A 26740-nucleotide genomic window follows, 5' to 3' on the forward strand; every position below is an offset into this window, starting at 1 on the left:
CAGCGCGGGCAGCGTCGTCCCGACCGTGGCCGCGACCGCGGTGACCGCGCGGGCCGTCGCCTTCTTGCGCAGCTTGTCCAGCGCGCTCGGCGGCTTGCGTGGGCCCGACGGCGTCCCCGAGCCGCCGGCCAGCAGCGCGAACGACGAGTGCAGGAACATCGTCCCGGGCCGCCCGAAATTGCCGGTGACGATCCACAGCAGCTTGTTCAGGTAGGAGACCAGGGTGGAGTTGGGCGCCTGCTGGATGCCGAGATCCTCGTAGACGCACACGCTCGACGCGGTCGCGATCCGGCGGGCGGCGGCCCTGATCCGGTCGACCTCGACGCCGCTGATGGTGGCGAAGGCGGGAATGTCGATGTCCAGGAACGCCGCCCGGACCTCGTCGTACCCGGCGGTGTGCGCGGCGACGAACTCGGCGTCGACCAGATCCTCCTGGATGATCACCGCGACCAGCGCCGCCATCAGCCAGGCATCACGACCGGGGGCCACCCGCAGGTGGAAGTCGGCCATGGCGGCGGTCTCGCTGACCCGCGGGTCGATCACCACCATCGACCGCGCCGGGTCGCCCGCGACCTGCTTGAGGATCGGCCGTGCCCGCGGGAAACTGTGCGACTGCCAGGGATTCTTGCCGACGAAGACCAGCACCTCGGCATGCTCGAAATCGCCTTTGGTGTGGCCGCCGTAGAGACGTCCGTCGACCCAGATCTCGCCGGTCTTCTCCTGCGCCAGCGCATTCGAGTGATACCCCGACCCGAGCGCGCCCCGCAGCGCGAGCGCGTTGGCCGAGCCCAGGTGATTGCCCTGTCCCCCGCCGCCGTAGAAGAAGATCGTGTCGCCACCGTGCTCGTCGCGCAGTGCGGCCAGCCGCGCGGCGATCTCGTCGAGCGCGGTGTCCCAATCGATCTCGCGGTAGCTGCCGTCGGCCTGCCGCTTCAGCGGGGTGGTCAGGCGATGGGGGCCGTTCTGGTACAGGTCGAGGCGCATCGCCTTCTCGCAGGTGTAGCCCGCCGACGCCGGGTGGGTCTTGTCGCCGCGGATCTTCGTCAGCCTGCGCCCGTCCAGTTCGACGGTGATGCCGCAGTTGCATTCACACAGGACGCACGCGGTCGCCTTCGGCTGCGTTTCCACCATGGGGACATCCTTCGCCGCGGTGACAGAGGTCGCCGTCACACCCGAGTAGTATGCTATGCAACATAACATAGCGGTGGGGCGCTTACCATGACAGTTGCCCGACCCGAGATCGCCGAAGGAGACCGCACCCGTGGGAGCCCGCACCAACACCCGGCAGAAGATGCTCTACAGCGCCGTGGAACTGCTGCGTGAACGCGGTGCGGCCGGGGTGACCGTCGATGCCGTGCTGGCCCGCAGCGGCGCGCCGCGCGGGTCGGTGTATCACCACTTCCCCGGCGGCCGGGCCCAGATCATGACCGAGTCGCTCGCGCTCGCCGGTGACACGATCGGCACGATCATCGATCAGGCGGCGGCGCGCGGATCGCGCACGGCCCTGCGCAGCATCAGCGAGTTCTGGACCTCGATCCTGGCGGCCTCCGATTTCGAGGCGGGCTGCCCGGTGGTCTCCGTGGCGGTGGGCGGCTCCTCCGACGACCGGCATCTGCGCCCGGAGATCGCCGAGATCCTGCGCCGCTGGCATCGCGCGCTGGACGCGGCCCTCGCCGCGGACGGCGTCGAGCCTGCGCGCGCGAGCCGCCTGGCCACGATGGCGATCGCGGCCGTGGAGGGCGCGGTCATCCTCTGCCGGGTCGACCGCTCCACCGAGCCGCTCGACGAGGTCGTCGCCGAGCTCGAGACCATGCTCGGCGCCGCCACCGGCCACGCGCTCTCACAGGTCGAGGACGAGAGTTCCCCCGTCGCACCGTGATACGCACGCGAGAGTCTTGCCCTCGGCGCGCTCGGCGTCGGTGAGCACGGTGTCGCGATGGTCGGGGTCTCCGGCCACCACCCGGACCACGCAGGTCCGGCAGAAGCCCTGACGGCAGGAATAGGGCTGATCGGGCCGGGCGCGCAGAAGGGCGGCGAGCATGGTCTCCTCGGCACCCACGTCGACGACTTCGCCGCTGCCCGCCAGCCGCACGGCGAACGGCCTGCCGTCCACGACGGGCGCGGGCGAGAAACGCTCCGAATGGAATTCGACGCCGTCGCGCTGTCTGACCGCGTTCAGCAGGGCCGCGGTCATCACGGTCGGTCCGCAGCAGTAGACCGCGCTGTCGCCGTCGACGCCGGCGAGCAGTTCCGCGGCGGTGGGGACGCCGTGCTCGGCATCGGTGCGCACCGTGACACGGTCACCGAACTCGGCGATCTCGTCGAGGAACGGCAGGGTCGCGCGGGTGCGGCCGCAGTAGAGCATCGTCCACGGCACGCCGAGCCGGTCGGCGGCCCTGGCCATGGTCAGGATCGGGGTGATGCCGATGCCGCCCGCCACGAAATGCAGTCGGCGCGCGGTGGATCCGCGCCCGGGCGGGGCGAACGGGAAGGCGTTGCGCGGACCACGCACCGTCAGTTCCGCGCCGACCGGCAGCGCGTCGTGCACCTCGATCGACCCGCCACCACCGGTGGGGATGCGGCGCACCGCGATCCGGTAGCCGCCCCGGTCGGCCGGATCGCCACACAGCGAGTACTGCCGGACGCGTCCCGAGGGCAGTTCCAGGTCGATATGCGCGCCCGGCTGCCAGCGCGGCAGGGCGCGCCCCGACGGTGACTCGAGGCGCAGGCTCACCACGTCGGCGTCGGCCGCGACGATCGTCCGCTCGGTCACCCGCACCGGCAAGCGCCGGTCGTCCACCCCGGATTCGAGCCTGCCCCGGTTGATCAGCGTCGACAGGCCCACCTTCGCGGTGGCGATCCGGTCGATCACTCGTGTGGTCGGATCGTGGGCGTGCTTGCCGTAGAGGTCCGGCGGCAGCGTGGCGGGGACGTCGGGCCGGGTCACCGGTGTGCCGCCCTCGCCGCGGGCGACTTGGCCAGATACGCGATCGCCTGCTCGGTCGACCCGACAGTGTTCGGCGAGTAGCGCGGGTTGAACGTCGACAGCGCGCTGATCGCGAGCGCGCGCAGGCGCGGCAGCGCCCCGCGCCGCATCGCGCCGAGGATCCGCCACAGCAGCATCGGATAGCCGATGTTCGGCATGCCGGGGTCCTGGTTGATCAGGTAGCGGGTGCCGCGCAGGATCAGCACGAGCAGGATCGGGATGACGATCATCATCATCACCGCGCGCCGCAGGTAGCCCGCGCCGAAGTAGATCGCCACATCGTGGGCGACATTGCGGTGTTCGACCTCTTCGGCGCCGTGCCAGCGGAACAGGTCGAGCATGCGCGGATCGGCGTGGTGTTTCTCCAAGTCGGCGTTGAGGATCCAGTCGCCGAGCCAGGCGAAGAAGTGCTCGAGGCTGGCGATGAAGGTCAGCCGCTCCACCATCCGCACCTCGGTCGCGGCGGTGCCCGCGTCCCGTTCGCCGAGGGTGTTGCGGAAGACGAATTCCATCTGCCGCACATACGGCGCGGTGTCGATGCCGTGCGCGGCCAGCACCCCGGCCAGCACCTTCTGGTGGGTCTCGGCGTGCATCGACTCCTGGCCGATGAAGCCGAGCATGTCCTCACGCAGCTTGGCGTCCTTCACATACGGCAGCGCCTCGGTGTAGGCCGCGCAGAACATCCGCTCCCCTTCGGGCAGCAGCAGATTCAGCGAGTTGACGACGTGCGAGGCGACCGGTTCGTCCGGCATCCACCGCAGGGCGGTGTCGGTCCAGTCGAACCGCACGTCGCGCGCGTGCAGCGCGACGTGCGCGGCCGGGGTCCGGCGGCGGCGAGACAACTTCATCGGGACTCCTCCGCGGACGCGGTGCGGGCAGCGGCGCCGGCGCGCAGGAAACTGCCGGTGCCCCAGGCGGTGCCGAGCCCGTCGGCGAGCGCGCCGCGCGCGAACACCCGCTTGCCGCCGACGANTCCTCCGCGGACGCGGTGCGGGCAGCGGCGCCGGCGCGCAGGAAACTGCCGGTGCCCCAGGCGGTGCCGAGCCCGTCGGCGAGCGCGCCGCGCGCGAACACCCGCTTGCCGCCGACGACGGTGGCCACGACGGCGTCGTCGTTGCGGTTGACCATGCGGTCCAGCCCGAATTCCGGCAGCGGCGCCTCGTGCAGCTCGTGCACCCGGGCGTCGAGACCGGCGGGATCGAGGACGAGCAGGTCGGCGCGGTCGCCTTCGCGCAGGTGACCGGCATCGATGCGGAACCAGTCGGCCAGTTCACCGGTGAGCCGGTGCACGGCCCGCTCCACACTCAGGAACGGCGTGCCCGCTTCCTGCGCGCGCAGCACGCGTTCGAGCAGGCGCAGCGGATAGTTGTAGAAGGCCATGTTGCGCAGGTGCGCGCCCGCGTCGCCGAAGCCCATCTGCACGCCGCTGCTGGCGGCGAGCTTGTTCAGGTAGCCGGGCCGGTCGTTGGCGATGGTGGTGCGCCAGCGCAGCGCCGAGCCGTGTTCGACGACCAGGTCGAGGTAGGCGTCGACCGGATGCAGCCCACGGTCCTTGCCGACCCGGCCGATCGACTTGCCGACTACCGAGGCGTCGGGGCAGGCGATGATCTCGGCGTCGAAGAAGTCGCGGTGCCAGATACGCGGGGTGAACTTGTTGTCGTACTGGCGGCGGAACCAGCGCCGGTAGGACTCCTCGCGCAGCAGCGCGTTGCGCTCGACCTGGTCCTTCAGGTGCAGCGCGGCCGCGCCGGCGCCGAACTCCTCGAAGACCACCAGATCGATGCCGTCGGCGTACACCGTGAACGGCACCGGCAGGTGCTGCCAGCGGAAGTCGGTGCGTGCGAAGCGGTTCAGCAGCGGCGCGACCGTGAGCATGAACCACACCAGCGGCGGATAGGCCTTGGAGTCGGCGGCCGAGAGCAGCGAGGTACGCAGCGGGCGACGGCCGATTCCCGCGCTGGCCAGGAAGAACTTGGCGATGTTCGGGCGCAGGCTCACCGTCGGCGCGCTCTGCAGGATGCGGCGGTGGCGGCGCAGCACCCGATTGAGCGCGCGCACCTCCTTGCCGCGCGCGTAGGTCGAGGGCAGCGAGCGCGAGCGGTACTCGTCGCCGTCGATCTTGTCGAGCGGGTTCGACATCGACGACAGACCGAGGAAGCCCGCCGCGATCGCCTCGCCGAGCAGTTCCTGCATCCGCTCGATCTCGGCGGCGGTCGGTTCGGTGTCGCGGGTGACGGCGCGACCGAGCCCGAGCACATGGGTGCGCAGATCCGAATGCCCCAGGAACGCCGCGATATTCGGCCCGAGCGGCAGTTCGTCGATCGCCTTGGCGTATTCGGCCGGACCCGACCAGGTCCGGACGCGGTCGAGGGTGTCGTAGACCGCATCGCGCGGCACGGCCTCGACCCGGCTGAAGATGTCGGCGCAGTCGGTGTTGGAGGCCAGCACCGTCGACAGCGAGCAGTTGCCGATGACGACGGTGGTGACACCGTGGCGCAGCGACTCCGACAGTTCCGGCTTGATCAGCACCTCGGCGTCGTAGTGGGTGTGCACGTCGACGAAGCCGGGCAGGACCCATTTGCCGTCGGCGTCGATCACCTCGGTGCCGGGGCCGACGGGCAGCGGCTCGGCCGACACCCGCCGCACCACACCGCCGGTGATGCCGAGGTGGCGCCGTCGCGCGGGCGCTCCGGTGCCGTCGAACCAGGTGCCGCCGGTGATGACGAGATCGAAATCGGTCATGGGAGAACTACTTTCCGGTGTCGATCGAGTGCGCCGTGATGAACTTGTCCGCGTAGTCCGCGATCGCGCCGGGGTCGGCGAAGGGCAGCCAGTGGCCGCGCGGCAGGTCGTGGCGGATCAGTTCGTCGGCCCAGTCCTCGTAGCCGTCGTAGCCGGCCGGGCGCACGGCGATATCGCGGGTGTTGACGATCAGCTGCACGGGCACCGCGGTGCGGCGGTCGCGCGGGGAGAACATCCGGGGCAGGATGTTGGCCTTGTAGAAGCGCAGGCCCGAGACCATGTCGCGGCGCAGGGTCGCGGCCACGGTGACCTGCTCGGGCCGGATGCCCTCGACCAGGCGCAGGAACAGCCGCCACATCCGCGCCGAGCCGGCGACCCGGAAGAACAGGCCGGGCAGCACCGGCAGCATGAAGAACCCGGTGTAGGCCGAGGACAGGCCCTGAGCCAGCGTGTTCCACGCCGCGCGCGGGGTCGGCGTGCGCAGCGGCGCCCGCAGGAATTTGCCGAGATGGTCGAGATTGGGGCCGGAGATCGAGGTGAACGAGGCGACGAATTCGTCGGCGCCGTGCTCGCACACCGCCTCCCAGACCTGGACCGAGCCCCAGTCGTGCGCGACGACGTGCACCGGCTGTTCCGGGCTGAGCTGATCGACGACGGCGAAGAAGTCGGTCGCGAGCCGGTCGAGGCGATACGCCGACACCGCGCGCGGCGCGCTGGACTCGCCGTACCCGCGAGTGTCGTAAGCGAGCACGCGGTATCGGTCCGCCAGCAGCGCGATCACGCCGTCCCACAGGTGGTGGGTGTCCGGCCAGCCGTGCACCAGTACCACGGGTACACCGTCGGGCGGTCCGTACTCGAAGACGGCGAGTTCGATGTCACCGTTGCCGACCCGATGCTGTCGCCGTGGTTCGGGTCGGACACTGGGCTGATGGTCGAGGTGAGCCGCCATGGGAATTCCTTCTGGACGCGTGCGCCACTGCACGATGTACTCCGGGTTCTCTTTCACGGTACCGCCGGTACCGTCGGTGAGTTTCCAGGGCGGGCGGCGGTCCTGTCAAGGACGGCTGTGATCGCGGCGGGGTCGGCGCGGCTGGAACTGCCGGTATGCTGCCGATACGGCATCGGGCGACGCGGAGAGAACAAAGGACATGTCGATGACATCGGGGCGTTCGGCCGCGCGGATCCTCTCGCGCGACGATGTCGTCCGCGGGGCGATCCGCGCCATCGGCCGCGACGGCGCGCAGGTGACCATGGGGGCGATCGCGGCCGAAGTGGGCGTCGCGAAGCCACGGCTGTACCGGATGTTCACCGACAAGTCCGACCTGGACCGGGCGGTCGCGGACTGGCTGGTCGACCAGATCTACCGGGCGGTGGCGCCGGATCTGTCACTGATGATGCAGACCCGCAGGGCGACCGTGCACCAGTTCCTGACCGCCGCCACCGAGGTCGTGCTCACCCACCCGAACGTGTTCCGCTACGTCGCGATCACCCAGAGCATCCCGCCCGGCGACGGCTCGGCCCGCCCGCTCGACGTGGGCAGGCGGCTGTCCGGCGACCTCGCCGAACGCACCAGAACGCTCTTCGCCGCGGTCGGGCTGGACACCGACGGCGTCGATCACCTGGCCCGTGGCATCGTCGGCTTCCTCGTCGCGGTCACCGACCTGTGGCTCGACGTACCGGGCACCCCGGATCCCACCGCCACCCAGGAATTCATCGAGCGCAGCACCGACTCGGTCTGTCAGCTCCTGGACGGCTTTCTGCGCGGCAAGGGCGTCACCGTCGACCCAGATCAGCCCGTCGTCGAAACCCTCGCCGCGATCTCCCAGGGTCTCCCCCAGGCTTGATGCCGCGCTCAGCCGCGCTGGTGGCGGCTCTCGTAGGCGGCGCGCTCGGCGTCGGCGCGGCGGCGTTCGGCCTCGTCGGCCAGTTCCGGATCGAAGCCGTGGCTGACCAGACGGTGACGCCGGTAGACATAGACCAGGGCGACGGTGAAGTAGACCAGCGGCAGATAGAGCAGGGCCATCATCGACAGCCCCATCCAGAGCGGGCCCGGGACCAGCAGGAACAGGCACAGGATCGGCAGGACGGGCAGCAGGAAGCGCATCAGGTAGCGGCGGGTGGCGCCGGGACCGGTCAGGTCGGCCAGGACCCAGTCCGACATCGAGGGCGGCAGGGTGCCGCCGGTGACGTAGCGCACGCGCTGCCAGAGATTGGGGGTCGAGGCGGTCATTGGTGCTCCCTCACGTCCGATGCGCGTCGCGCGGCCGCGTTGACCCGGCCGAGGACATCGCGCAATTCTTCCAGATCGGCCAGACTCACGCTCAGCCGGTCGACGACGGCGGGCGGGATCTGTTCGGCCTGCCGACGCAGGTCACGACCCGCGTCGGTGAGATCGATGTGCAGCGTCCGCTCGTCGTGCGGATCACGGCGGCGAGTGATGAGACCGGCCGACTCGAGCCGCTTGAGCAGCGGCGACAGCGTCGCCGAGTCGAGCTGGATCGCCTCGGCGACCGCCTTGACCGACATCGGCGCCTCGCCCCACAGGGCCAGCATCACCAAGTACTGCGGATGGGTCAGGCCGAGCGGTTCGAGCAGCGGCCGGTAGACCGCCAGCACCGATCGGTTGGCCACCGCCAGGGCGAAACACACCTGCCGGTCGAGCCGCAACGGGTCGTCGAGCTCCTGCATGGTCCACCGCCTTCCTTCGTCCACACACTATTGTGCCACTAATAGTTAGTGCAATAACTATTAGTGGCGTCACAGACCGTGCGGCCGAGGGCGCTGCTGGTCAGTCCTCGTCGACGAGCGGCTCCCCGGCGGCGGCGCGACGGACCTTCTCGCGGCCGTTGTCCTCCTCGGTACGACCCTGGCGCCAGTAGCCGGTGAAGGTGATCGCGCGCTTATCGAAACCACGGTCGCGCACGAGGTTGCGCCGAGCGAGCTTCACCAGCTCGGCCTCGCCGGAGATCCACGCGTAGGGCACCGCCGCCGGAAGCTCGGCGGAGCACACCGCGTCCACCAAGGCCGCGCCGTGCGGGCGATCGCCGCGATGCACCCACTGGACGCGCACGTCACCGCGCGTGTCGAACCGCTGCTCGTCGGTCGGTCCGGCGACCTCGATGAACGCGCGCACCGACGCCGCGACGTCGAGGCGTTCGACTATCGCGCCGATGGCCGGAATCGCGGTCTCGTCACCGATCAGCAACTGCCAGGCGGGATCCGGCGGCGGAGCGTAAAGCGCGTGCGGCGGGCACAGCAGCCCGATCTCGTCGCCGGGCGCCGCGGTCGACGCCCAGTCGGAGGCGGGGCCGGCGTGCTCGGCGTGCAGCGCGAAATCGATGTCCAGCTCACCGATCTCGGGTCGTTGCGCCCGGATGGTGTAGGTGCGCATCGGCGGGCGGATCTCGTCGGGCATGGCGAGATACCGCTGATACCAACTCATCACGCTGCCGGAGTCGTCCAGCGGCGGCGGCACGACGGGGCGCGACTGGCCGGGCAGCGGGAAGAACAGCTTCGTGTACTGATCCGGCCCGGTGTCGCCGAGCGCGGCCGGATGCGCACAGCGGAGGGTGATGCGCACCATGCGCGGGGTCAGCCGCACCGTGCGGCACACCCGCAGCGGCGCGTAGACCATGGTCGGACGGGACACAGTCTCGATTGCCATTAGGCAAGGCTAACCTATCAAATGGCAACCGGGCACTCCCTAGTCGATCGCGAGCCCCGAGATGAGCTGCTCGATGACCCCACGAACGGCCGTCATGTCCTCCGCGTCGCCGGAATTCGCGAGGTACTGCGCCGCCTCGTCCAGCGCACCCACCACCACCAGCGCCAGCGGCCGCACCGGCTGCTCGCGGATCCGCCCGGCGGCCATCGCCCCGGCCAGCGCGTTCTCCACCAGCCCGATCGTGTGCCGCAACTCGATCTCGCGCCACCGGCTCCACCCGAGCACCGCGGGCGCGTCCAGCAGCGCGATCCGCTGCACCTCGGAGGTGGTCGAGGCCTGCAACCACGCCAGGCAGCCGACGATCAGGCTCGCGATCGGATCCGCTTCGCGCGCCGCGGCGACCGCGCCGGCGATCACCTCGACCAGGCTGCGTTCGAGATCCTCGAAGACCGCTTCGAACAGATCCTTCTTCTCGGCGAACTGGTGATACAGCGCGCCACGACTGACCCCGGCGGCCTCGGCGACCGCGATGGTGCTGACCGCGCCATAACCGTACTGCCCGAACAATTCTCGCCCGGCACGGATCACCGCGGCGCGCGTGGCGGCCGAGCGCTCGGCTTGGGTACGGCGATCAGGGTTCATGGCGACGTCGAAGTCTAGGGCAGCACGACGGCCGCGGCCGATCGAGGCCCTTCGCCCCTTGACCGGTCATCCATCGTCCGGGAACATACAGTCATCCTGTTTGTATCTTAGAAGGGGCCGGCCACCATGTCCGATGCCACCAAGGATCTGTTCGAGCGCTATCACGCCTGCTGGGCCGACCGCGACCCCGATCGCATCGTCGCCCTGCACACGACCGATTCGATCTTCCACCTGCATTCCGGCGGCGCGCCTGCGCACGGGCGGGCCGAGATCCGCACCGCCGCGGCACAAACCTTCGCCCTGGTTCCCGATCTGACGTTCACCCAGGTCGATCTCCGGGTCGGCGACGACTTCTGGGTGGTGCGCTGGAAGCTGTCCGGCACCTCCGTCACCGGCGGCACCGTCGACGTGGACATCGCGGACATGGTGCTGGTCGAGGACGGCGCGGTGAAGGAGAAGCACACCTACGTGGACGGGGTCGCCATGCAGGCCGCCCTGGCCGCGCCCGCCGAGATCTCCTGAGCCACGGGGTATTCGCCGGTGGGTCCGCCCCGCCGGCGACACTCGTCAGTGCTGCTGGTTCGCGTGCTCGATCGCCGAAAGCACCGCGGCGGTGACGGTTTCGGGGGCTTCCACCATGACCAGGTGCCCGGCGTCGTCGACGACGATGTCGCGCACCGGCCGCAGCGTCGTGTTCAGCCGCGCGCCCGCGGGGGCCGAGAGTACCCGGTTGCGCGCGCCCCAGACGGTGGTGATCGGCGGGAAGTCCGGCGGCGGGACGAACTCGTCGAGGATGGCCAGGCGCGGGATCTCCCGGGCGATCGCGGCGGTCACCATCAGCCTGCGCGGCTCGGTCCAGCTCGACCGCAGATGCCGGGCGGTCTCGTCGGTGTGCGCGCCGCCCGCGCCGAGTTGCTCGGCCACGATCAGCCCGGCGATCGGGCCGGGGATGCGCACCATCGACAGCAGCGAGTCCAGGCGTACGTGCTTGCCCACCAGCGCCGCCCAGCCGGTCCTGGTCGGTTTCACCGTGGCCGGGGTCAGCGGGCTGCTGAGCACCAGCGACCGCACCAGGTCCGGACGCGCCTGGGTGAACAGCAGCGACAGCGCGCTGCCGAAGCAGTGCCCGACCAGCGTGACCTCGCGCAGATCCAGTGCGGCGAAGACCGCCTCGACCATGGCGAGGTAGTTCTCCAGGGTGTAGCCGTCGTCGGGGGCGTCCGATGCGCCGTAGCCGATCAGGTCGATCGCGACGACCCGGTGCGAGGACCGCAAGGCCTCGTACTGCGCCCGCCAGATGGTGCGATCGCCGCCGAGATTGTGCAGGAAGACGATCGCCGGACCCGATCCCGCCACGTCATAGGCGATCGAGGTTCCACCGATATCGAGACGTGGCATCCGCGATGCCTCCTTCCCCACACCACATCGTCGTGGTGTGGTCACGGTAACTCGAGGCAGACGGCCGATTCGGGCGAACTCTCAGACCGGCAGCAGGCCGTCGGACACCAATTGATCACGGATGGCCTCGGTGAGCTGTTCGGTCAACGGGTCCAGCGGGGTCGCCGGCAGCGGCAGCCCGTCCTCCACGCGCGTCTGGACGAGGGCGTGCGCCAGGGCGAGGAACTCCCCGGATCGGACCGTGCCCCAGGTCCTGGCCACGATCGCGCGGGTCGAGGGCGTCGGGTGCACGGGGCGCCGCCGCCACCGGTGCAGGTCGGTGTGGACCGCGGCATTGAGGCGGCGGTCGGCCGCGAGGTACTCGACGCGGTGCCGCTCCGCGATCGCCTCGGGCGACACCCGCGGATAGAGGTACTCGCACAGCACGGCGTGGCGGGCGTCCTCGCGCGCGGTGTTCCGCAGGGCGGCGACGGTGCGCGGTGACGGTAGCCCACTGCCGTGGACGGCACGCCAGTCGGCGCGCAGATCGTCGAGGATGCGGGCTTCGGCGACGGCCACGCGGCCGGTGAGTTCGGCGGCCTCGGCATCGATGCGGGCAGCGCGGGCGGAGGCCGTGAATTCGGCGCCGCCGAGCCAATTCTCGTGAATTCGGGCCACTTCGGACCGAATATAGGGGTCGATATTCCGGCGCGAGGGCCTCGGCCTGCATTCCTGCGCGGCTCTGTTCCGATGATTCTCCGGTGCGTTCATTGCGATTCCCCAGTAGTGCGTCGATCGATCCGGGAATCACCTTCCCAGGGCTCCACCATCGGTGCCCTCGTCCCGGACCGCACACGGTTCGGTGCAACGCTGTGGGCATTCACAGCGGACCACGCCGGAATTACGGCTTCGGCAGGCCCAGCTGCGCGCAGGCGCGCAGCGCCACCTCGATGTCTAGCCTGCGCTCGGCGAGCGGATGCCCCAGCAGCTCTTCGGCTTTGCGCACCCGGTAGTGCACGGTGTTCTTGTGCACGTGCAGCCGGGCCGCGGCGTCGGTGTAGCTGCCGCGCGCGTCGAGGAACGCCCGGACCGTCTCGCGCAGCCGCGCGGCCGCCTCGTCCTCGGCCATCAGTCCGCCCAGCACCCGGCTCGCCCACTCCTGCACCGCGGGCACGCGGTCGGTGAACAGTGCCGACAGCGCCACGTCGGCGTATCCGGTGAGCCCGTGCGTGCGGGTGGCCAACGCGACGGTGCGGGCCCGCTGCGCGTCCCGGCAGGTCTGGCGGAAGCCCTCCAGGCCGGTGGCCGGATCACCCAGGGCCACCGACAGGTTCGGGTGCGCGCGCAGATCGCGGACCAGGCCCTCGGTGTCGAGCACCGGCTTGCCCGCCGAGGAGATCCAGACCCACCGGCTGTAGTCGTCGACCTCGACGGTCATCGGGGTCTTGCCGGTGGCGGCGGCCACCAGCGCGGTCCCCGCGCGCAGGACCGCGCCGGGGTCACGCGTGCCCGGCGGGGTCCACAGCACCGCGAACTGCTGCCAGCCACGCAGCGAGACGCCCAGCATCTGCTCGGCCGAGGCCACATCCAGATCGTCGGCGTCGAGCACCGCGCGGACCTGAGCGGCGCGGGCGGCATCGGTGCGCGCGTCCCAGCGACGGCGTTCGCTCTCGTAGATGTCGATCAGGCCCTCGATCACCTGATCGATGTAGCCGTTGACGAGGTCGGCGATGCGGGCGGCGGTGGCCAGGGCGACGTCGGTGGGCGGGTTCAGTTCGGTCAGCAGGGTCATCGTCCACTGCACGAACATGTGCTCGCCGAGCCGGTAGGCGCGCAGCAGCGCTTCCAGCGACAGGTCGTGCTGGGCGAAGCGGCGCGCGTATTCGGCGGCGGCGGGCGGCACGGTGATGTCGTCGAGGCCGATGGCCAGGGTGAGCATGTCCAGGATCGCGGCGAGGTTGGACTCGGTGCTGGCCACCATCAGCCTGCGCACCTCGTCGTCGTGCCGGAATTCCGGGATGACCTCGACGAACATCGAGGTCATCGTCGGCGCCAGCCGGTCCAGGTCCGCCTTGATCCGGCCCGCCACCGCACGGACGAGGGGATCGTTGTCGTCGGCCATGGCCGCAGACAGTACCCCCGGCGGCCCACCGGACGGCGCTGTTTGTGCTCGTGGCACAACACCGCGCCGCAATGCTGGGCCGCGGGCCCGTAGGCGGCGCCGGATCCGGCCCCTACCTTGGGACATGTAATCCAGATCACATCCGTCACGGTGAGGAATCATGCGACACATCGCCGAATTGCCCGAGGTCAGAGCCACCACCGATCCGCACGGACACGCCGTGGCCGACGACGCGACCAGCCTGTCGAACGCGCAGTTCCACGCGCGGGTCGAGGCCGCCGCGTCGGTGCTGCACCGGGCGGGTGTGCGGGCCGACGACGTCGTCGCCGTCGTGCTGCCCAACCGGGTGGAACTCGTGGTGATCCTGTTCGCCGCCTGGCGGCTCGGCGCCGCGGTCACGCCCGTCAATCCCGGGCTCACCGATGACGACATCCGGTACCAGATCCAGGATTCGGGCGCCGAGGTCGTGATCGGCGAGCCCGGGCGGGCGGGTATCACCCTCGATGTCGCCGACCTCGCCCGGTCCGCGGGCCCGGTCGCCGTCGCGGCGCCCATCAACAGCCTGGCGTTGATCATCTACACCAGCGGCACCACCGGCAGGCCCAAGGGCGTGCTGCTCGGTCACGAGAACCTCGCCGCCATGTGCACGATGATCATCGGCGCGCTCGGCCTGGACGCGACCGACCACAGCCTGCTGATCCTGCCGCTGTTCCACGTCAACGGCATCGTGGTCAGCGTGCTGTCGCCGCTGCTGGCGGGCGGACGCACCACCATCGCGGGCCGGTTCTCCGCGTCCGGGTTCGTCGACACCGTCGCCCGGATCCGGCCCACCTATTTCTCGGCGGTGCCCGCGATCTACGCGATGCTGGTGGCCCAGCCCGACGGCGAGCACCCCGACACGTCCTCACTGCGGCTGGCGATCTGCGGCGCGGCACCCATGCCGGCCGAGCTCATCGATCGCTTCCAGCGGCGCTACGGCGTGCCGATCGTCGAGGGCTACGGCCTGTCCGAGGGCACCTGCGCGTCCACCCTGAATCCGGTGGTGGGACAGCGCAAACCGGGCACGGTCGGTCTCCCGCTGCCCGGTCAGACGGTGGCGATCATGGATCCCGAGGGCGCGCTGTCGGCACCCGGCGAACCCGGTGAGGTCGTCGTCCGCGGGCCGAATGTCATGCGGGGCTATCTCGGCAAGCCCGCCGAGACCGCGGCCACCGTCGTGGACGGGTGGCTGCGCACCGGCGATGTCGGCTACTTCGACGCCGACGGTTACCTGGTCCTGGTCGACCGGATCAAGGACATGATCATCCGCGGCGGCGAGAACCTGTACCCCAAGGAGATCGAGAACGCCCTCTACCGGCACCCGGCGGTCCACGAGGCCGCGGTCGTCGGGGTGCCCGACCCCGTGCTCGGCGAGGTGCCGGTCGCCCATGTGGTGGCCGCGCCGCGGGCCACCGTCACCGCCGAGGAGCTCACCGAGCACTGCCGGGCGGAGCTGGCCGCGTTCAAGGTGCCCGCCGCGATCGTGCTCACGGCCGAGATGCCGCGTAATCCGGTCGGCAAGATCGACAAGAAGCAGCTGCGGATACTCGCCACGCGCGGCTGAGCGCCACTGCGCCGCAATTCGATTCGAACGAAAGTCGGACTTTCGGTCGCGGTCCGCCGCGCCCGCGAGCAGAAGGAAAGGAACAGCGCCATGGGCTTCAAGACGGGAGATTTCCCGCCGGTGGATACCGAGACATTTCTGGATCTGCCATTGCGCGAACGTGTTCGGACGCTGGCGTTGCACTGGGCCGAATACGGCTTCGGCACGCCGAAGATGATCCACACCATCTACATCATGAAATTGCTGGTGCTCTACATGCTCGGCGGCGTCCTGGTGGCGACCGCGACGTCGGGCACCGGGCCGTTCTGGGATATCGCGCAGTGGTGGAACCAGCCGATCGTCTACCAGAAGCTGGTCCTGTGGACGGTGCTGCTCGAGGCGATCGGTGTCGCCGGTTCCTGGGGGCCGCTGGCGGGCAAGTTCAAGCCGATGACCGGCGGCGCGCTGTATTTCGCCCGGCGCGGCAGCATCAGGCTGCGGCCGTGGCATCGGGTGCCGTTCACCGACGGCAACTCCCGCACCCTGCTCGACGTGGGTCTCTATCTCGGCTTCCTCGCGTCCCTGCTGGTCGCGCTGCTGGCACCGGGCAAGACCACCGCGTCACTGCTGGAAGCCCTGCCGGACAACACGTCCGGGCTGGTGCGGCCCGCCCTGCTGATCGCGCCGATCGTGCTGTACGTGCTGTGCGGCCTGCGCGACAAGACGATCTTCCTGGCGGCCCGGGGCGAGCAGTACCTGCCCGCGCTGCTGTTCTTCGCGGTGCTGCCGTTCACCGACATGATCATCGCGGCGAAGCTGCTGATCGTGATCGTGTGGGTCGGCGCCGGGGTGTCCAAATTCGGCAAGCACTTCACCAATGTGGTGCCGCCGATGGTGTCCAACAGCCCGTCGATGCCGTTCCGGTCGATCAAGCGCGCGCACTACCGCGACTTCCCGCACGACATCCGCCCGTCGGGGCTGGCCTCGTTCATGGCCCACGTCGGCGGCACCACCGTCGAGGTGGTCACCCCGATCGTGCTGCTGTTCACCACCAACCACTGGCTGAACCTGGCCGGCGTCGCGATGATGGTGATCTTCCACCTGTTCATCACCTCGACCTTCCCGCTGGCGGTGCCGCTGGAGTGGAACATCCTGTTCGCCTACCTGACCGTGTTCCTGTTCCTCGGCTTCCCGAACTCGGCGGGCTACGGCGTGTTCGACATGTCCTCGCCGTGGCTGACGGTGGCGATCGCGGCGGGTCTCGCGTTATTCCCGGTGCTGGGCAATCTGCGCCCGGATCTGGTGTCGTTCCTGCCGTCCATGCGCCAGTACGCGGGCAACTGGGCCTCGGCGCTGTGGGCCTTCTCCCCCGGCGCGGAGGCGAAGCTCAACACCATCGCGCACCGGCCCGCCGACAACCAGATCGACCAACTGCTGGCCATGGGCTACCCGCCGGAGGTCGCCGAGATCACCATGCAGCAGACCATCGCCTGGCGGTCGATGCACAGTCAGGGCCGCGGCCTGTTCTCGCTGCTGTACAAGCACGTTCCCGCGCTGGACAGCTGGACGGTGCGCGAGGCCGAGTTCGCCTGTAACTCGCTGATCGGCTTCAATTTCGGCGACGGTCACCTGCACAACCTCGATCTGATCGACGCGGTGCAAGCCCGGGTCGGGTTCGCACCGGGAGAATGGATCGTGGTGTGGGTGGAGTCGCAGCCGATCCACCGCGGCACCCAGCAGTACATGGTGGTCGACGCCGCGCTCGGCGTGCTCGAGCGCGGTACCTGGGAGGTCGCCGACGCGGTGGCCGCGCTGCCGTGGCTGCCGGACGGCCCCATCCCGCACCGGGTGACCTGGCGACGCGAAGACGTCACCGGCACGATCACCCCGCAGCACGACACCGCGGCCCAGTCGGCCGAGTAGGAGAGGACGAGTCGATGACGACGGCGACAGTGGTCGGTAGCGGCCCCAACGGGTTGGCCGCGGCCATCACCCTGGCCATGGCCGGGGTGGCGGTGACGGTGCTCGAGGCGGCGGACACGATCGGTGGCGGTACCCGCTCGAGCGAGGCGATCGTGCCCGGTCTGCTGCACGACCACTGCTCGGCCATCCACCCGATGGCCGTGGGGTCGCCGTTCCTGCGGCGGATCGATCTCGAGCGATACGGTCTGCGCTGGGCGTGGGCCGACCTCGACTGCGTACATCCGCTCGACGACGGCAGCGCCGGGGTCCTGCACCGGTCGGTCACCGAGACCGCCGCCGGTCTCGGCGCCGACGAACGGCTGTGGCGCGCCCTGTTCGAGCGGACGGTCGCCGGCTACGACGAGACCGGCGCCGACATCATGCGGCCGCTGCTGCGGCTCCCCCGGCATCCGTTCCGGCTGGCGCGCTTCGGCATTCCCGCGACGGCGCCCGCGTCCGTGCTGGCGCGGGCCTTCCGCACCGAACCCGGGCGGGCCCTGTTCGGCGGTGTCGCCGCGCACGCGTTCCATCCGCTAGAACGGCCGCTGAGCGCGAGTATCGGGCTCGGCATTCTGACCGCGGGACACCGCTACGGCTGGGCGGTGGCCGTCGGCGGCTCACAGCGGATCGCCGACGGCATGGTGGCCGTCCTGGCCGATCACGGCGGCAAGGTCGAGACCGGGGTGCGGGTGCGGTCGGCCGCCGACCTGCCCGCCTCCGACATCACCGTCTGGGATGTCGCGCCGACCGCGGTCGCCGAGATCCTCGGCGACCGGCTGCCCGTCCGGGTCGCCCGCGCCTATCGTCGATTCCGGTACGGCCCCGGCGCTTTCAAGGTCGACTTCGCCGTCGAGGGCGGCGTCCCGTGGACGGTCGAGGCGGCCCGCCGGGCGGGCACCGTGCATCTCGGGGGCTCGTTCGCCGAGATCGCGGCGGGCGAGCGCGACATCCACGCGGGCCGGATGCCGCAACGCCCGTTCGTCCTGGTCGGCCAGCAGTACCTCGCCGATCCGCAGCGGTCGGTGGGCTCGGTCCACCCGGTGTGGACCTACGCCCACGTCCCCCGCGGCTACACCGGCGACGCCACCGAGGCGATCATCGCCCAGCTCGAACGCTTCGCCCCCGGTTTCCGCGACCGGGTGGTCGGCTCCACCACCCGCACCACCACGGAGTTCGCCGACTACAACCCCAACTACGTCGGCGGCAACATCATGACCGGCGCCAAGGACATCTCCCAGCTGGTCTTCGGCCCACGAAAAACACTGCAGCCGTACGACATCGGTCTCCCCGGCCACTACCTGTGCTCGGCGGCGACCCCACCGGGGCCGGGCGCGCACGGCATGTGTGGCGCCAACGCGGCCGAGCGGGCACTGCGCCGCCTCCGCTGACCGCGCGGCACTCCGATCGGCCTCCGGGCACGCCGGCGGCGGCGCAGGCCCCCACCGCCGACGAGTGGTCGGCCCAGTCCGCGGAGCCTTCCTTGTCGGACGATCGACCTGGAGTTCGGCAACCCTGGCGTCGACCGTTTCCGCAGGTGGTAGGTTCGGTTGCCAGCCCATAGCTGGTTGCCGATCCCACTCGGTCAGGAGGTGGTCAGCCGACATGTCCCGCGCATTCGCCGCGCGCTGGGCCGCGCAGCTACTCGCCGCCGCCGACGACACCGCGCCCCCGGAGCGGCTCGTGGCCGAGCTCGCGGCCTGGACCGATCGACTGCTGGCCGCCCTCGCCACCGGGCGTCCCGATCCCGCCGTCGCCGAGCGGGCCGGAGCCGCCGTGCACGACCTCGGCTGCGCCGATCCGGTGGCCATCGCCCGGTCGATGCCGATCCTGCAGGCCATGACCGAGGCGACCGGCGCCGATACGGCGGCGTTCGGCACCCTCGCGGGTGGATTCGGGCAGGGCTTCGCGCGGGCACTGGCGCAGGCGGCCACGCCCGCTACCGAGGGGCTGGAGGCGGCGTTCCGGCACGCGTCCATCGCCATCTCCATCGGCGACGCCTACGGCAACATCATCAACGCCAATCCCGCCTTCGAGCGGCTGACCGGCAAGACCCTGGCCGAGCTCCAGGGCACCTCGGGCTTCGATCTGGCCGAGGAGGAGGTGCACCAGGCCAGGGAGCGCGTCCACGGCGAACTCGAACGCTCCGAGACCGGCACCATCCGGATCGAAGGCGAATACGTGCGCCCCGACGGTAGCGAAGGCTGGGCGAACTGGACGGTCACCCGGTGCGTCTCCGCCTCCGGCGGCAGCTACCTGCTCGGCTTCGGCGAGGACACCACCGAGCGGCGTACCACCACCGAACGCCTGCACTGGCAGGCCCACCACGACCCACTCACCGCCCTGGCCAACCGCAGGCATCTGCTCGCCCAGCTCGACACCCTGATCACCGAGGCGGCGCCGGACGACATCGCCGCGGTGTGCGCGCTGGACATGGACGGCTTCAAGGAGATCAACGACGCCTTCGGGCACACCGTCGGCGACAGCCTGCTCATCGAGGTCGCCGCGCGCATGCAGGCCTGCCTCGATCCCGAGACCGATGTGCTCGCGCGTATCGGTGGCGACGAGTTCATCGCGGTGCTGCCACCCCCGGCCGACGAGGCACGCATCCAGCGCACCGTCGATCTGCTCCACGCCGCCGTCGACGAACCCTTCGTGGTCGCCGAGCACGAGATCCAGATCACCATCAGCCTCGGCGCGATCTTCGCGCGGATCGCCGGCGCCGAGCCCCGCGACCTGCTGACCGCCGCCGACAACTGCCTCTACGCGGCCAAGGCACTCGGCAAGAACCGCTGGATCCTGCGGCACTGGGATCCGGTCGGCACCGGTTCCTGATCGATCCCCCAGAGGTGGTGCGGCGCAACGGGTCTGCGGGATCCGTCGGCCACACCACCGACACGAACACTATCAATAATGTTGCACAGCAACATAATTCGAGTTCGCGGGAAACGCCTCCCGGCTAGGGGTTCATGCGGTAGGCGCCGGCCAGCGAGCGGGCCTCGGTGAGCACCCGGTCGAAGCGCGCGTCGTCGACGACGGGCCGACGGACCAGGTCGAGCGCGCGGCGCTGCTGGGCGGGCGTCGCGGTGGGCTTGTTGTGCAGCGTCACCGCGTTCGCGGAGAAGGTGCGCACGAAGCCGTCGAAGATCTGGTCGAGCACCGAGGCGTCGGTGCCGTCGATGCGCGCCTGTTCCAAGATCAGCTGAGCGTAGGGCACCGCGGTGAACAACTCGCCGAGGGCGAACAGGAAGTCGACATCCTGGCGCTGCGCGGCCGTCGGCCCCGCCGCGGCCAGCAGGCCCTGCAGCGCGCGCACCTGCTCCAGGAACACCGCCACGTTCGGCACGTCGCGGAAGCCCTCGAAGACCGGCCGCCAGTCGGCGAAGCGGATCCGGCCGAGGCCACTGCTCGGCCCCTGGCGGAACAGGAACTCGTCGTCGGCGGGGTCGCGCCGGGTCGGCACCGGAGCGTAGCCGGCACTGGCGAATTCGGCGCGCAGCGGCTTCACCACCGCGCCGAGTCGCGGCGCGAGCTTGCGGCTCGACCAGCTCAGCGCGTTGGTCACCGCCCGCGCGGCACCGGCGGGAGCCACCGCGGCGCCGGGAATCGATTGCAGCGCGGCCAGTCCCGCGTCGGCCGGGTGGAACATGTAGTTGGCCATGAACTTCAGCGACAGCGCCATGTTCACGTGCACGGTGCCCTCGAGCCGCGGCAGGCCGAACATGGCCGTCATCGCGACCGGGAAGTACATGTCGTTCTCGAAACCGCGCGCGGCGATGACGTCGGCGAGATCCTCGATGACGCGCTGCCCCTGCCGGGTCACCGACATCTTCTCGATGGCGTTGAACAGCAGGTAGCGACGATCCTGCGGCGAGGCCGAGCGCATGTAGTCGATCGCACGCTCGCTGTAGAGCTTCATCGCGACGATGCGCGCGTAGGAGTCGGCGATCAGCGAGCGCACCTGCGGAAACTCGGTCACCCTGTGCCCGAACAGGATCCGGTTCTCGGCGTGATCGATCGCCTCGTAGAAGGAGTGCTCACAGGCGCCGATGGCGCCGAAGCCGAGGTTGAACTTGCCGACGTTGACGGTGTTCATCGCCGCGTGGAAGGCGTCCTCACCACGATGCAGGATGTCGGCCTCGGCGACCGGGTAGTTGTCCAGCTCGAAGGCCGCGACGTAGATCTGGCTGTTGACCACGTTGCGCCGCAGCTTGTAGGCCGGGTGCTGGCTGTCGGCGACGAAGAACAGATACCCCTCGTAATCCGCTTCGGTCGGCTTGGCGGTCAGCGCCTCGGCGCTGTCGATGATCGGCTTGTCGGACCGGCGGCCGAACACCGAGACCATCGAAGCCAGGTTGCCGTTGCCGATGTAGTGCTTGGCGCCGGTGGCCGAGTACCCCCCGTCGGGCTGCGGGTCGACGATCATGTCGGTGGAGTACACGTCGGCGCCGTGCTCCTTCTCCGAGAGCCCGAAGGCGAAGATCTCCCCGGAGTCGAGCTGGGCGGCCGCCTTCTTCTTGGCCGCGGCGTTGCCGCTCTGCCAGATCGGCCCGAGGCCCAGGATGGTGACCTGCCAGACGTACCAGTAGGTCATGCCGTAGAAGCCGAAGATCTGGCTGAGCACGGCGTTGCGGCCGGTGTCCCAGCGCTTGTTCGGGTCGCCGTCGGCCTCGGCGGCCGGGGTCAGGAACGTCGCGAACAGGCGCTCGCGCTTGACGAAGTCCACGAAGTCCGCGGGCCAGACCTGTTCCTTGTCGTCCTGGAGCAGCCGGACCTTGCCGCGGGCCTCGAACCAGTCGACGACCGCGTGCAGCAGCCTGCGGGTCTCCGGGTCGAACTGGGCGAAATCGCAGCTCTTCGGGTTGAACAGGACCTGGGGCATCGTCGGCTCCTCGTGCGGGCGTCCAGCGTTGTCGGACGCTTCATTCATGAATGTAGCATTTATCTACACATGTGTAGGAAGCTGTCGGCGATTGCTATCGTGGTGCGATGGGTAGCGAGTCGGCCGTGCGGCGGCGAGAACGGGCGGCACATCTGGGTCCGGAGCGGCGGCGCCCCCAGGTCCTCGACGCCGCGCTGGCGATCGCAGCCGAGCAGGGTATCGCCGCGGTGACCATGGGGGCGATCGCCGAGCACATGGGCGTGACCAGGCCGGTCGTCTACGCCTGCTTCCCGGATCGGGTCCAGCTGATCGACGCGCTGATCGAGCGCGAGGAGGCCTTCCTCGTCTCCGGCGTGCTCGACGTCCTGCCACCGCGCGCGACCGACGCCGACGAGACGGTCTTCGTCGAGGGCTATCGCGCGCTGCTGCACAAAGTGGCGAGCAGGCCCGCCGCGTGGCGACTGCTGTACGGCAATCCCGATCCCGCGGTCGCCGCGTCCTTCGGCCGGGGCCGGACCCTGGCGATCGCGCGCTGCACCGAATTGCTGCGCCCGACGCTGCACGCCTGGGGCACCGTCGATGCCGAACACAAGCTGCCCGCCCTGGTGGAGCTGTGGGTCTCGGCCGGCGAGGGCGCGGTGCGGACCCTGTTCACCAGCGGATCCGGCTGGGCGCCCGACGAACTCGGGGCCTTCGTCGGCGCGGCCGTCTACCGGGCCATGCGCGCCGCCTGAGCCTCCGCCCGTTCCCGCTCGGCGACCTCGGCCGCCAGCCAGGTGCCCATCATACGGGCGGTCATCGCGATGGCGTCGGCCCGCTCCGCCGCGGTGACCTCGACCGCGGCGGCGCGCACGACGGCGGCGAACCCGGTGTTGATGAAGACGAAGGCCACCGTGTCGAGGTAGCCGTCGTCGGCGGGACCGAGCCCCTGGATCAGCACGACCTTGACGATCAGCCGCAGCCGCTGTTCGAACTGCGGCAGTCCGGTGCTGTAGAACTGCACGCCGCCGATCAGGGCCCGCAGCAGCGCGGAATTCGCGACGAGGATGTCGCTGAAGATCCCGAGGATCTCACCGACCACGCGCGTGCAGTACTCGGCCGAGGCCTCGCTTACCGAGTCCGAGAATTCGAAAGCCCGGGCGGTGAAGCCGTGTTCGAGATCGGCCAGCAGGCGATCGAGCAGCTCGTCGACGATGACCGAGCGGTCCGCGAAGTACCGGTACAGGGTGCCGATGCTGACCCCCGCTTCGGCCGCGATGCGATTGGTCGAGGTCTGCGCGACACCGTGCGAGCCGAACAATTCCGCGGCGGTGTCGAGAATGTGATCCCGGGTCTCTTTCGCGCGATCCTGGGAGGGCTGGCGGCGCGGCTGGCTCGGCTGCTTCCGCCGGCGGGTTGCTTTGGGCGGCATTCACTGACCTCCACATTTCACGCCCGGGACCTGAAGCGCTCCCCAGAATAGGAGAACCGTCCACCGCACGGCGGCCGCTCCGGCTGTTCCACGTGACAGATCGGCCGGGCCGCCATGGTGAATTCGTCCAACTCCCTGTGACGTTTCCCTCCCGCGACAGCCCGCGCCCTAGTGTCTGGACGGTGTTGGAACAGACCACCGACGGCAGCCAGGCCGGGTTCGATTTCGACGTGCTGATCGTCGGCTCCGGGTTCGGCGGCAGCGTCACCGCGCTGCGACTGGTCGAGAAGGGCTACCGGGTCGGGATCGTCGAGGCGGGCCGCCGGTTCGCCGACTCGGACTTCGCCGCGACGAACTGGGACCTGCGCCGCTACCTGTGGGCCCCGCGCCTCGGCTGTTTCGGCATCCAGCGCGTGCACCGCCTGCGCGACTGTTTCATCCTGGCCGGCGCCGGAGTCGGCGGCGGTTCGCTCAACTACGCCAACACCCTCTACAAGCCGGGACCCGCGTTCTTCGGTGACCGGCAGTGGGCCGACATCACCGACTGGGACGCCGAACTCAGCCCGCACTACGACCAGGCCCGCCGGATGCTCGGTGTGGTCACCAATCCGCATCTCACCCCCGCCGACACCGTCATCCGGGAGGTGGCCGAGGAGATGGGCGTCGGCGACACCGTCGTGCCGACGCCGGTCGGCGTCTATTTCGGCGAGCCGGGCCGCACCGTCGCCGACCCCTACTTCGGCGGGGTCGGCCCCGCCCGCACCGGCTGCGTCGCCTGCGGCGAGTGCATGACCGGCTGCCGCCACGGCGCGAAGAACACCCTGGTCAAGAACTATCTCGGGCTCGCGGAGCAGGCAGGCGCGCAGGTACTTCCGCTGACCACTGTCGAAGCGATCCGGCCGCAGGCCGATGGCAGCTGGCGCGTCGACACCCACCGCACCGGCGCGTGGATCCGCAAGAACCGCACCACCGTGTCGGCTCGGCAGGTGGTCCTGGCGGCCGGCACCTGGGGTACCCAGAACCTGCTGTTCCGCATGCGCGACAAAGCTGTGCTGCCCGGTCTGTCGGACCGGCTCGGGGTGCTGACCCGCACCAACTCCGAGGCCATCCTCGGCGCGGGCCGGACCACCATCGACCCGGAGCGCGATCTCACCGCGGGCGTGGCGATCACCTCCTCGTTCCATCCGACCCCGGACACCCACGTCGAGCCGGTGCGCTACGGCAAGGGCTCCAACGCGATGGGGCTGCTGCAGACCTATCTCGTCGACGGCGGTCACCGCACGCCACGGTGGGCCCGGGTCCTGCTCACCGCCGCTCGGCATCCGGTGCTGACCCCGCGGCTGCTGCGCACCGGCCGATGGAGTGAGCGCACGCTGATCCTGCTGGTGATGCAGAGCCTGGACAACTCGATCACCACCTACACCCGGCGCGGCCTGTTCGGCCGCCGCTTCACCTCCAAACAGGGCTACGGCGAACCGAATCCGTCCTGGATTCCGGCCGGCCACGAGGCCACCCGCCGGGTCGCCGACAAACTCGGCGCGACCGCGGGCAGCACCTGGCCCGACGTGTTCGGCGTTCCGGTCACGGCGCATTTCCTCGGCGGCTGTGTGATCGGAACGGACGCGGACACCGGTGTCATCGATCCGTTCCACCGCGTGCACGGTTATCCCACGCTGAGCATCGTCGACGGGTCGGCCATCTCGGCCAATCTCGGTGTCAATCCCTCGCTCACGATCGCCGCGCAGGCCGAACGCGCGGCGTCGCTGTGGCCCAACAACGGCGAGCCCGACCCGCGCCCACCGATGGGCGTGCCCTACCGGCGGATCGCCCCGGTGGCGCCCGCTCGTCCGGTGGTGCCCGCCACTGCCGCTGCCGCGCTGCGCCTGCCGATCTGGCCGGCGCGCTGAATAGCAGCTCCCAGCAACACATTTCGATAGTCCGACACGGCACTGCTAGGGTGTCCGGGATCGCCGGACAGCGCAGGGCAACGAGCTCGGGCAGGAACCGAGTTCGCCCTTGTTCGTCTCGAAGGGTGCAGCGGTACAACCACTTCGGACAATGAGCAGCGGCGACGCGGCTCGCCGGAGAGACCGGCGGGATGCCGGCCACATGGGCTCTTCGGTCGGTGACGACAAAGGAACCGATGACTCCGACAATCGCGGTGCTCTTGTTCTGCCTTGCCACTCTGGTGCTCCTGGGAGCGGTGACGGTCGCGGTCCTGGCGCTGCGGAACGAACGCCGTGTCCGCCACCGCTTGGACGCGGCCGAACGCGAGCTCTACGCCCACGAGGAGGCGATGACGCGGCTGGCCGAGCTCACCCTGCCGCGCATCACCGACGAGATCCGCCGGCACACCGATCCGGTCGTCACCGCGGAAGTCCCGGCGCTGCTCCAGGATTCCCCGTTCGCGCAGAAGCTGGCCAGGATTGCGGTCACCCATGCCGCCGACCTGCGCCAGCTCCGCCAGGACACCACCACGGCCGTGGAACTGGCCGCCGAGGAGCGTGCCACGGCGCGGGTCGAGGCGGCGGAGGCGGCGGCGCGGGCACAGGTGGCGGCCGACGCCAGGGCCGCGACCAACAGCGCGGTCCGCGCGTTCGGCACCACCGTGGTCAGCCTCGGCGCCGATGTCGGCCAGGTGGTCAGCAACGCGTTGCGGGAGAACCGCAACGACGAGGTCTACGCGATCCTGAGCCGGATCGACCACACCGTGCAACAGATGATCCGGCAGGCGCAGTCCTACGTCATCGTCTCCGGCGGCCTGCCCGGCAGGCGCTGGCCGCAGCAGACCGTCGACGAGGTGATCGGCGGCGCGACCAGCCGCGTGCGCGACTACCTGCGGATCCGGGCCGGCCACTGCGATCAGGTGATCGTCAGCCGGGCCGTCGAACCGCTCGTCCACACCGTGGCCACACTGCTCGACAACGCGCTGCGCTACTCGCCGCCCTCGTCGTTCGTCGACATCACCTTCCAGGAGGGCCACCACGGCGTCACGCTGATCATCGACGACGCGGGCGTGCGGATGAGCCAGGAGCAGATGGAGGAGGCGCGCCAGGTGCTCTCCGGCGAGCGCGTGGTCGACATCAACTCGCTGGGTCCCTCGCCCCGGGTCGGGTTCCCGGGCGTCGCCGCGCTGGCGCGGCGCTACGGCTTCGCGGCCTATGTCGACGGACCGAACATCTACGGCGGCACGCGGGCGATGGTCTTCATCCCGGCGGCCCTGCTCGTCGCCGCCGAGCCCGAGCCGCGCCCGATCGAGGCCGAACCCGTCGCGCGCGAGCAGGTCGCGATCACCGCCGAGGCCGAGTCGACCGGCAGGCACCGGCCCACGGCGGCACTGCCCGCCGCGCCGGCGCCGGACGACCTCGCCGAC

Annotated in this window: 23 protein-coding genes and 1 pseudogene; 10 read left to right on the top strand and 14 right to left on the bottom strand. The window is 70.2% G+C overall.

Going from position 1 to position 26740, the window contains the following annotated elements:
• A partial coding sequence (locus tag V8688_RS22170) for a molybdopterin-dependent oxidoreductase (RefSeq protein WP_342801606.1) occupies window positions 1–1131 on the bottom strand: 1131 nt, incomplete at its 3' end.
• Between the two features lie 160 nt (window positions 1132–1291).
• Here V8688_RS22170 and V8688_RS22175 point away from each other — a divergent pair.
• On the top strand, window positions 1292–1879 hold the full coding sequence (locus V8688_RS22175) for a TetR/AcrR family transcriptional regulator (RefSeq protein ID WP_218717908.1): 588 nt from the start codon (window positions 1292–1294) through the stop codon (window positions 1877–1879).
• On the opposite strand, the gene V8688_RS22180 is transcribed toward V8688_RS22175, so the two are convergent.
• The 4 genes and pseudogenes from V8688_RS22180 to V8688_RS22195 form a co-directional block, all read right to left on the bottom strand.
• Window positions 1841–2947, bottom strand: a complete 1107-nt coding sequence (locus V8688_RS22180) for a PDR/VanB family oxidoreductase (protein WP_342801607.1) — start codon at window positions 2945–2947, stop codon at window positions 1841–1843. The two genes, V8688_RS22175 and V8688_RS22180, sit on opposite strands and share 39 nt — an antisense overlap.
• On the bottom strand, window positions 2944–3738 hold the full coding sequence (locus tag V8688_RS22185) for a metal-dependent hydrolase (RefSeq protein WP_342801608.1): 795 nt from the start codon (window positions 3736–3738) through the stop codon (window positions 2944–2946). The genes V8688_RS22180 and V8688_RS22185 overlap by 4 nt, the downstream gene beginning before the upstream one ends.
• Before the next feature lie 241 nt (window positions 3739–3979).
• Window positions 3980–5728: pseudogene (locus tag V8688_RS22190) on the bottom strand (amidohydrolase family protein); the annotation flags it as partial.
• Window positions 5729–5735: 7 nt separating this feature from the next.
• Window positions 5736–6677 (bottom strand): alpha/beta fold hydrolase, encoded by a 942-nt coding sequence (locus V8688_RS22195; protein ID WP_342801609.1) that lies wholly within the window; start codon window positions 6675–6677, stop codon window positions 5736–5738.
• Between the two features lie 205 nt (window positions 6678–6882).
• Between V8688_RS22195 and V8688_RS22200 the strand changes: the two genes are divergently transcribed.
• The gene (locus V8688_RS22200; protein ID WP_218717860.1) at window positions 6883–7572 is read left to right on the top strand and encodes a TetR/AcrR family transcriptional regulator; all 690 of its coding nucleotides are present in this window, start codon (window positions 6883–6885) and stop codon (window positions 7570–7572) included.
• An 8-nt stretch (window positions 7573–7580) separates the two neighbouring features.
• Here the strand turns inward: V8688_RS22200 and V8688_RS22205 are convergent, their stop codons facing one another.
• The 4 genes from V8688_RS22205 to V8688_RS22220 form a co-directional block, all read right to left on the bottom strand.
• Window positions 7581–7958: a DUF5313 family protein gene (locus V8688_RS22205; protein ID WP_218717861.1), complete on the bottom strand. Its 378-nt coding sequence runs from the start codon at window positions 7956–7958 to the stop codon at window positions 7581–7583.
• Window positions 7955–8416: a MarR family transcriptional regulator gene (locus V8688_RS22210; protein ID WP_342801610.1), complete on the bottom strand. Its 462-nt coding sequence runs from the start codon at window positions 8414–8416 to the stop codon at window positions 7955–7957. Before V8688_RS22210 ends, V8688_RS22205 begins: the two co-directional genes overlap by 4 nt.
• Window positions 8417–8516: 100 nt before the next feature.
• On the bottom strand, window positions 8517–9392 hold the full coding sequence (locus V8688_RS22215) for a siderophore-interacting protein (RefSeq protein ID WP_342801611.1): 876 nt from the start codon (window positions 9390–9392) through the stop codon (window positions 8517–8519).
• A 39-nt stretch (window positions 9393–9431) separates the two neighbouring features.
• Window positions 9432–10034, bottom strand: a complete 603-nt coding sequence (locus V8688_RS22220) for a TetR/AcrR family transcriptional regulator (RefSeq protein WP_342801612.1) — start codon at window positions 10032–10034, stop codon at window positions 9432–9434.
• Between the two features lie 126 nt (window positions 10035–10160).
• On the opposite strand from V8688_RS22220, the gene V8688_RS22225 reads away from it, so the two are divergent.
• Window positions 10161–10556 (top strand): nuclear transport factor 2 family protein, encoded by a 396-nt coding sequence (locus tag V8688_RS22225; protein WP_218717864.1) that lies wholly within the window; start codon window positions 10161–10163, stop codon window positions 10554–10556.
• Between the two features lie 45 nt (window positions 10557–10601).
• Here the strand turns inward: V8688_RS22225 and V8688_RS22230 are convergent, their stop codons facing one another.
• From V8688_RS22230 to V8688_RS22240, 3 genes are all read right to left on the bottom strand, one after another.
• On the bottom strand, window positions 10602–11432 hold the full coding sequence (locus tag V8688_RS22230) for an alpha/beta fold hydrolase (protein WP_218717865.1): 831 nt from the start codon (window positions 11430–11432) through the stop codon (window positions 10602–10604).
• Between the two features lie 81 nt (window positions 11433–11513).
• Window positions 11514–12089: a hypothetical protein gene (locus tag V8688_RS22235; RefSeq protein ID WP_342801613.1), complete on the bottom strand. Its 576-nt coding sequence runs from the start codon at window positions 12087–12089 to the stop codon at window positions 11514–11516.
• Between the two features lie 223 nt (window positions 12090–12312).
• Window positions 12313–13533: a PucR family transcriptional regulator gene (locus V8688_RS22240; protein WP_218717867.1), complete on the bottom strand. Its 1221-nt coding sequence runs from the start codon at window positions 13531–13533 to the stop codon at window positions 12313–12315.
• Window positions 13534–13693: 160 nt separating this feature from the next.
• Between V8688_RS22240 and V8688_RS22245 the strand changes: the two genes are divergently transcribed.
• The 4 genes from V8688_RS22245 to V8688_RS22260 all read left to right on the top strand — a co-directional run bounded on the left by V8688_RS22245 (window position 13694) and on the right by V8688_RS22260 (window position 19909).
• Window positions 13694–15136, top strand: a complete 1443-nt coding sequence (locus V8688_RS22245) for an AMP-binding protein (protein ID WP_218717868.1) — start codon at window positions 13694–13696, stop codon at window positions 15134–15136.
• A gap of 90 nt (window positions 15137–15226) precedes the next feature.
• Window positions 15227–17038 (top strand): DUF3556 domain-containing protein, encoded by a 1812-nt coding sequence (locus V8688_RS22250; protein WP_342801614.1) that lies wholly within the window; start codon window positions 15227–15229, stop codon window positions 17036–17038.
• Window positions 17039–17052: 14 nt separating this feature from the next.
• Window positions 17053–18465, top strand: coding sequence for an NAD(P)/FAD-dependent oxidoreductase (locus V8688_RS22255; RefSeq protein WP_218717870.1), 1413 nt, complete (start codon window positions 17053–17055; stop codon window positions 18463–18465).
• A 214-nt stretch (window positions 18466–18679) separates the two neighbouring features.
• Entirely contained in the window at window positions 18680–19909 is a 1230-nt protein-coding gene (locus V8688_RS22260) for a sensor domain-containing diguanylate cyclase (protein ID WP_218717871.1), read from the top strand.
• Window positions 19910–20033: 124 nt separating this feature from the next.
• On the opposite strand, the gene V8688_RS22265 is transcribed toward V8688_RS22260, so the two are convergent.
• Window positions 20034–21956, bottom strand: a complete 1923-nt coding sequence (locus V8688_RS22265) for an acyl-CoA dehydrogenase family protein (RefSeq protein WP_342801617.1) — start codon at window positions 21954–21956, stop codon at window positions 20034–20036.
• 107 nt (window positions 21957–22063) lie between these two features.
• Between V8688_RS22265 and V8688_RS22270 the strand changes: the two genes are divergently transcribed.
• Window positions 22064–22690 (top strand): TetR/AcrR family transcriptional regulator, encoded by a 627-nt coding sequence (locus tag V8688_RS22270; protein ID WP_218717873.1) that lies wholly within the window; start codon window positions 22064–22066, stop codon window positions 22688–22690.
• On the opposite strand, the gene V8688_RS22275 is transcribed toward V8688_RS22270, so the two are convergent.
• Window positions 22666–23367 carry a TetR family transcriptional regulator gene (locus V8688_RS22275; protein WP_218717874.1) on the bottom strand — a complete coding sequence of 234 codons (702 nt, stop codon included), beginning with the start codon at window positions 23365–23367 and terminating at the stop codon, window positions 22666–22668. The genes V8688_RS22270 and V8688_RS22275 overlap by 25 nt on opposite strands.
• A gap of 182 nt (window positions 23368–23549) precedes the next feature.
• Here V8688_RS22275 and V8688_RS22280 point away from each other — a divergent pair, with 182 nt between their 5' ends.
• Both V8688_RS22280 and V8688_RS22285 read left to right on the top strand, forming a co-directional pair.
• On the top strand, window positions 23550–25274 hold the full coding sequence (locus V8688_RS22280; protein ID WP_342801615.1) for a GMC family oxidoreductase: 1725 nt from the start codon (window positions 23550–23552) through the stop codon (window positions 25272–25274).
• A gap of 236 nt (window positions 25275–25510) precedes the next feature.
• Window positions 25511–26740 (top strand): ATP-binding protein (locus V8688_RS22285; RefSeq protein ID WP_342801616.1); only part of this gene is annotated, 1230 nt, incomplete at its 3' end.

The organism is Nocardia sp. No.11 (assembly GCF_038752175.1).
Lineage (GTDB): Bacteria > Actinomycetota > Actinomycetes > Mycobacteriales > Mycobacteriaceae > Nocardia > Nocardia canadensis.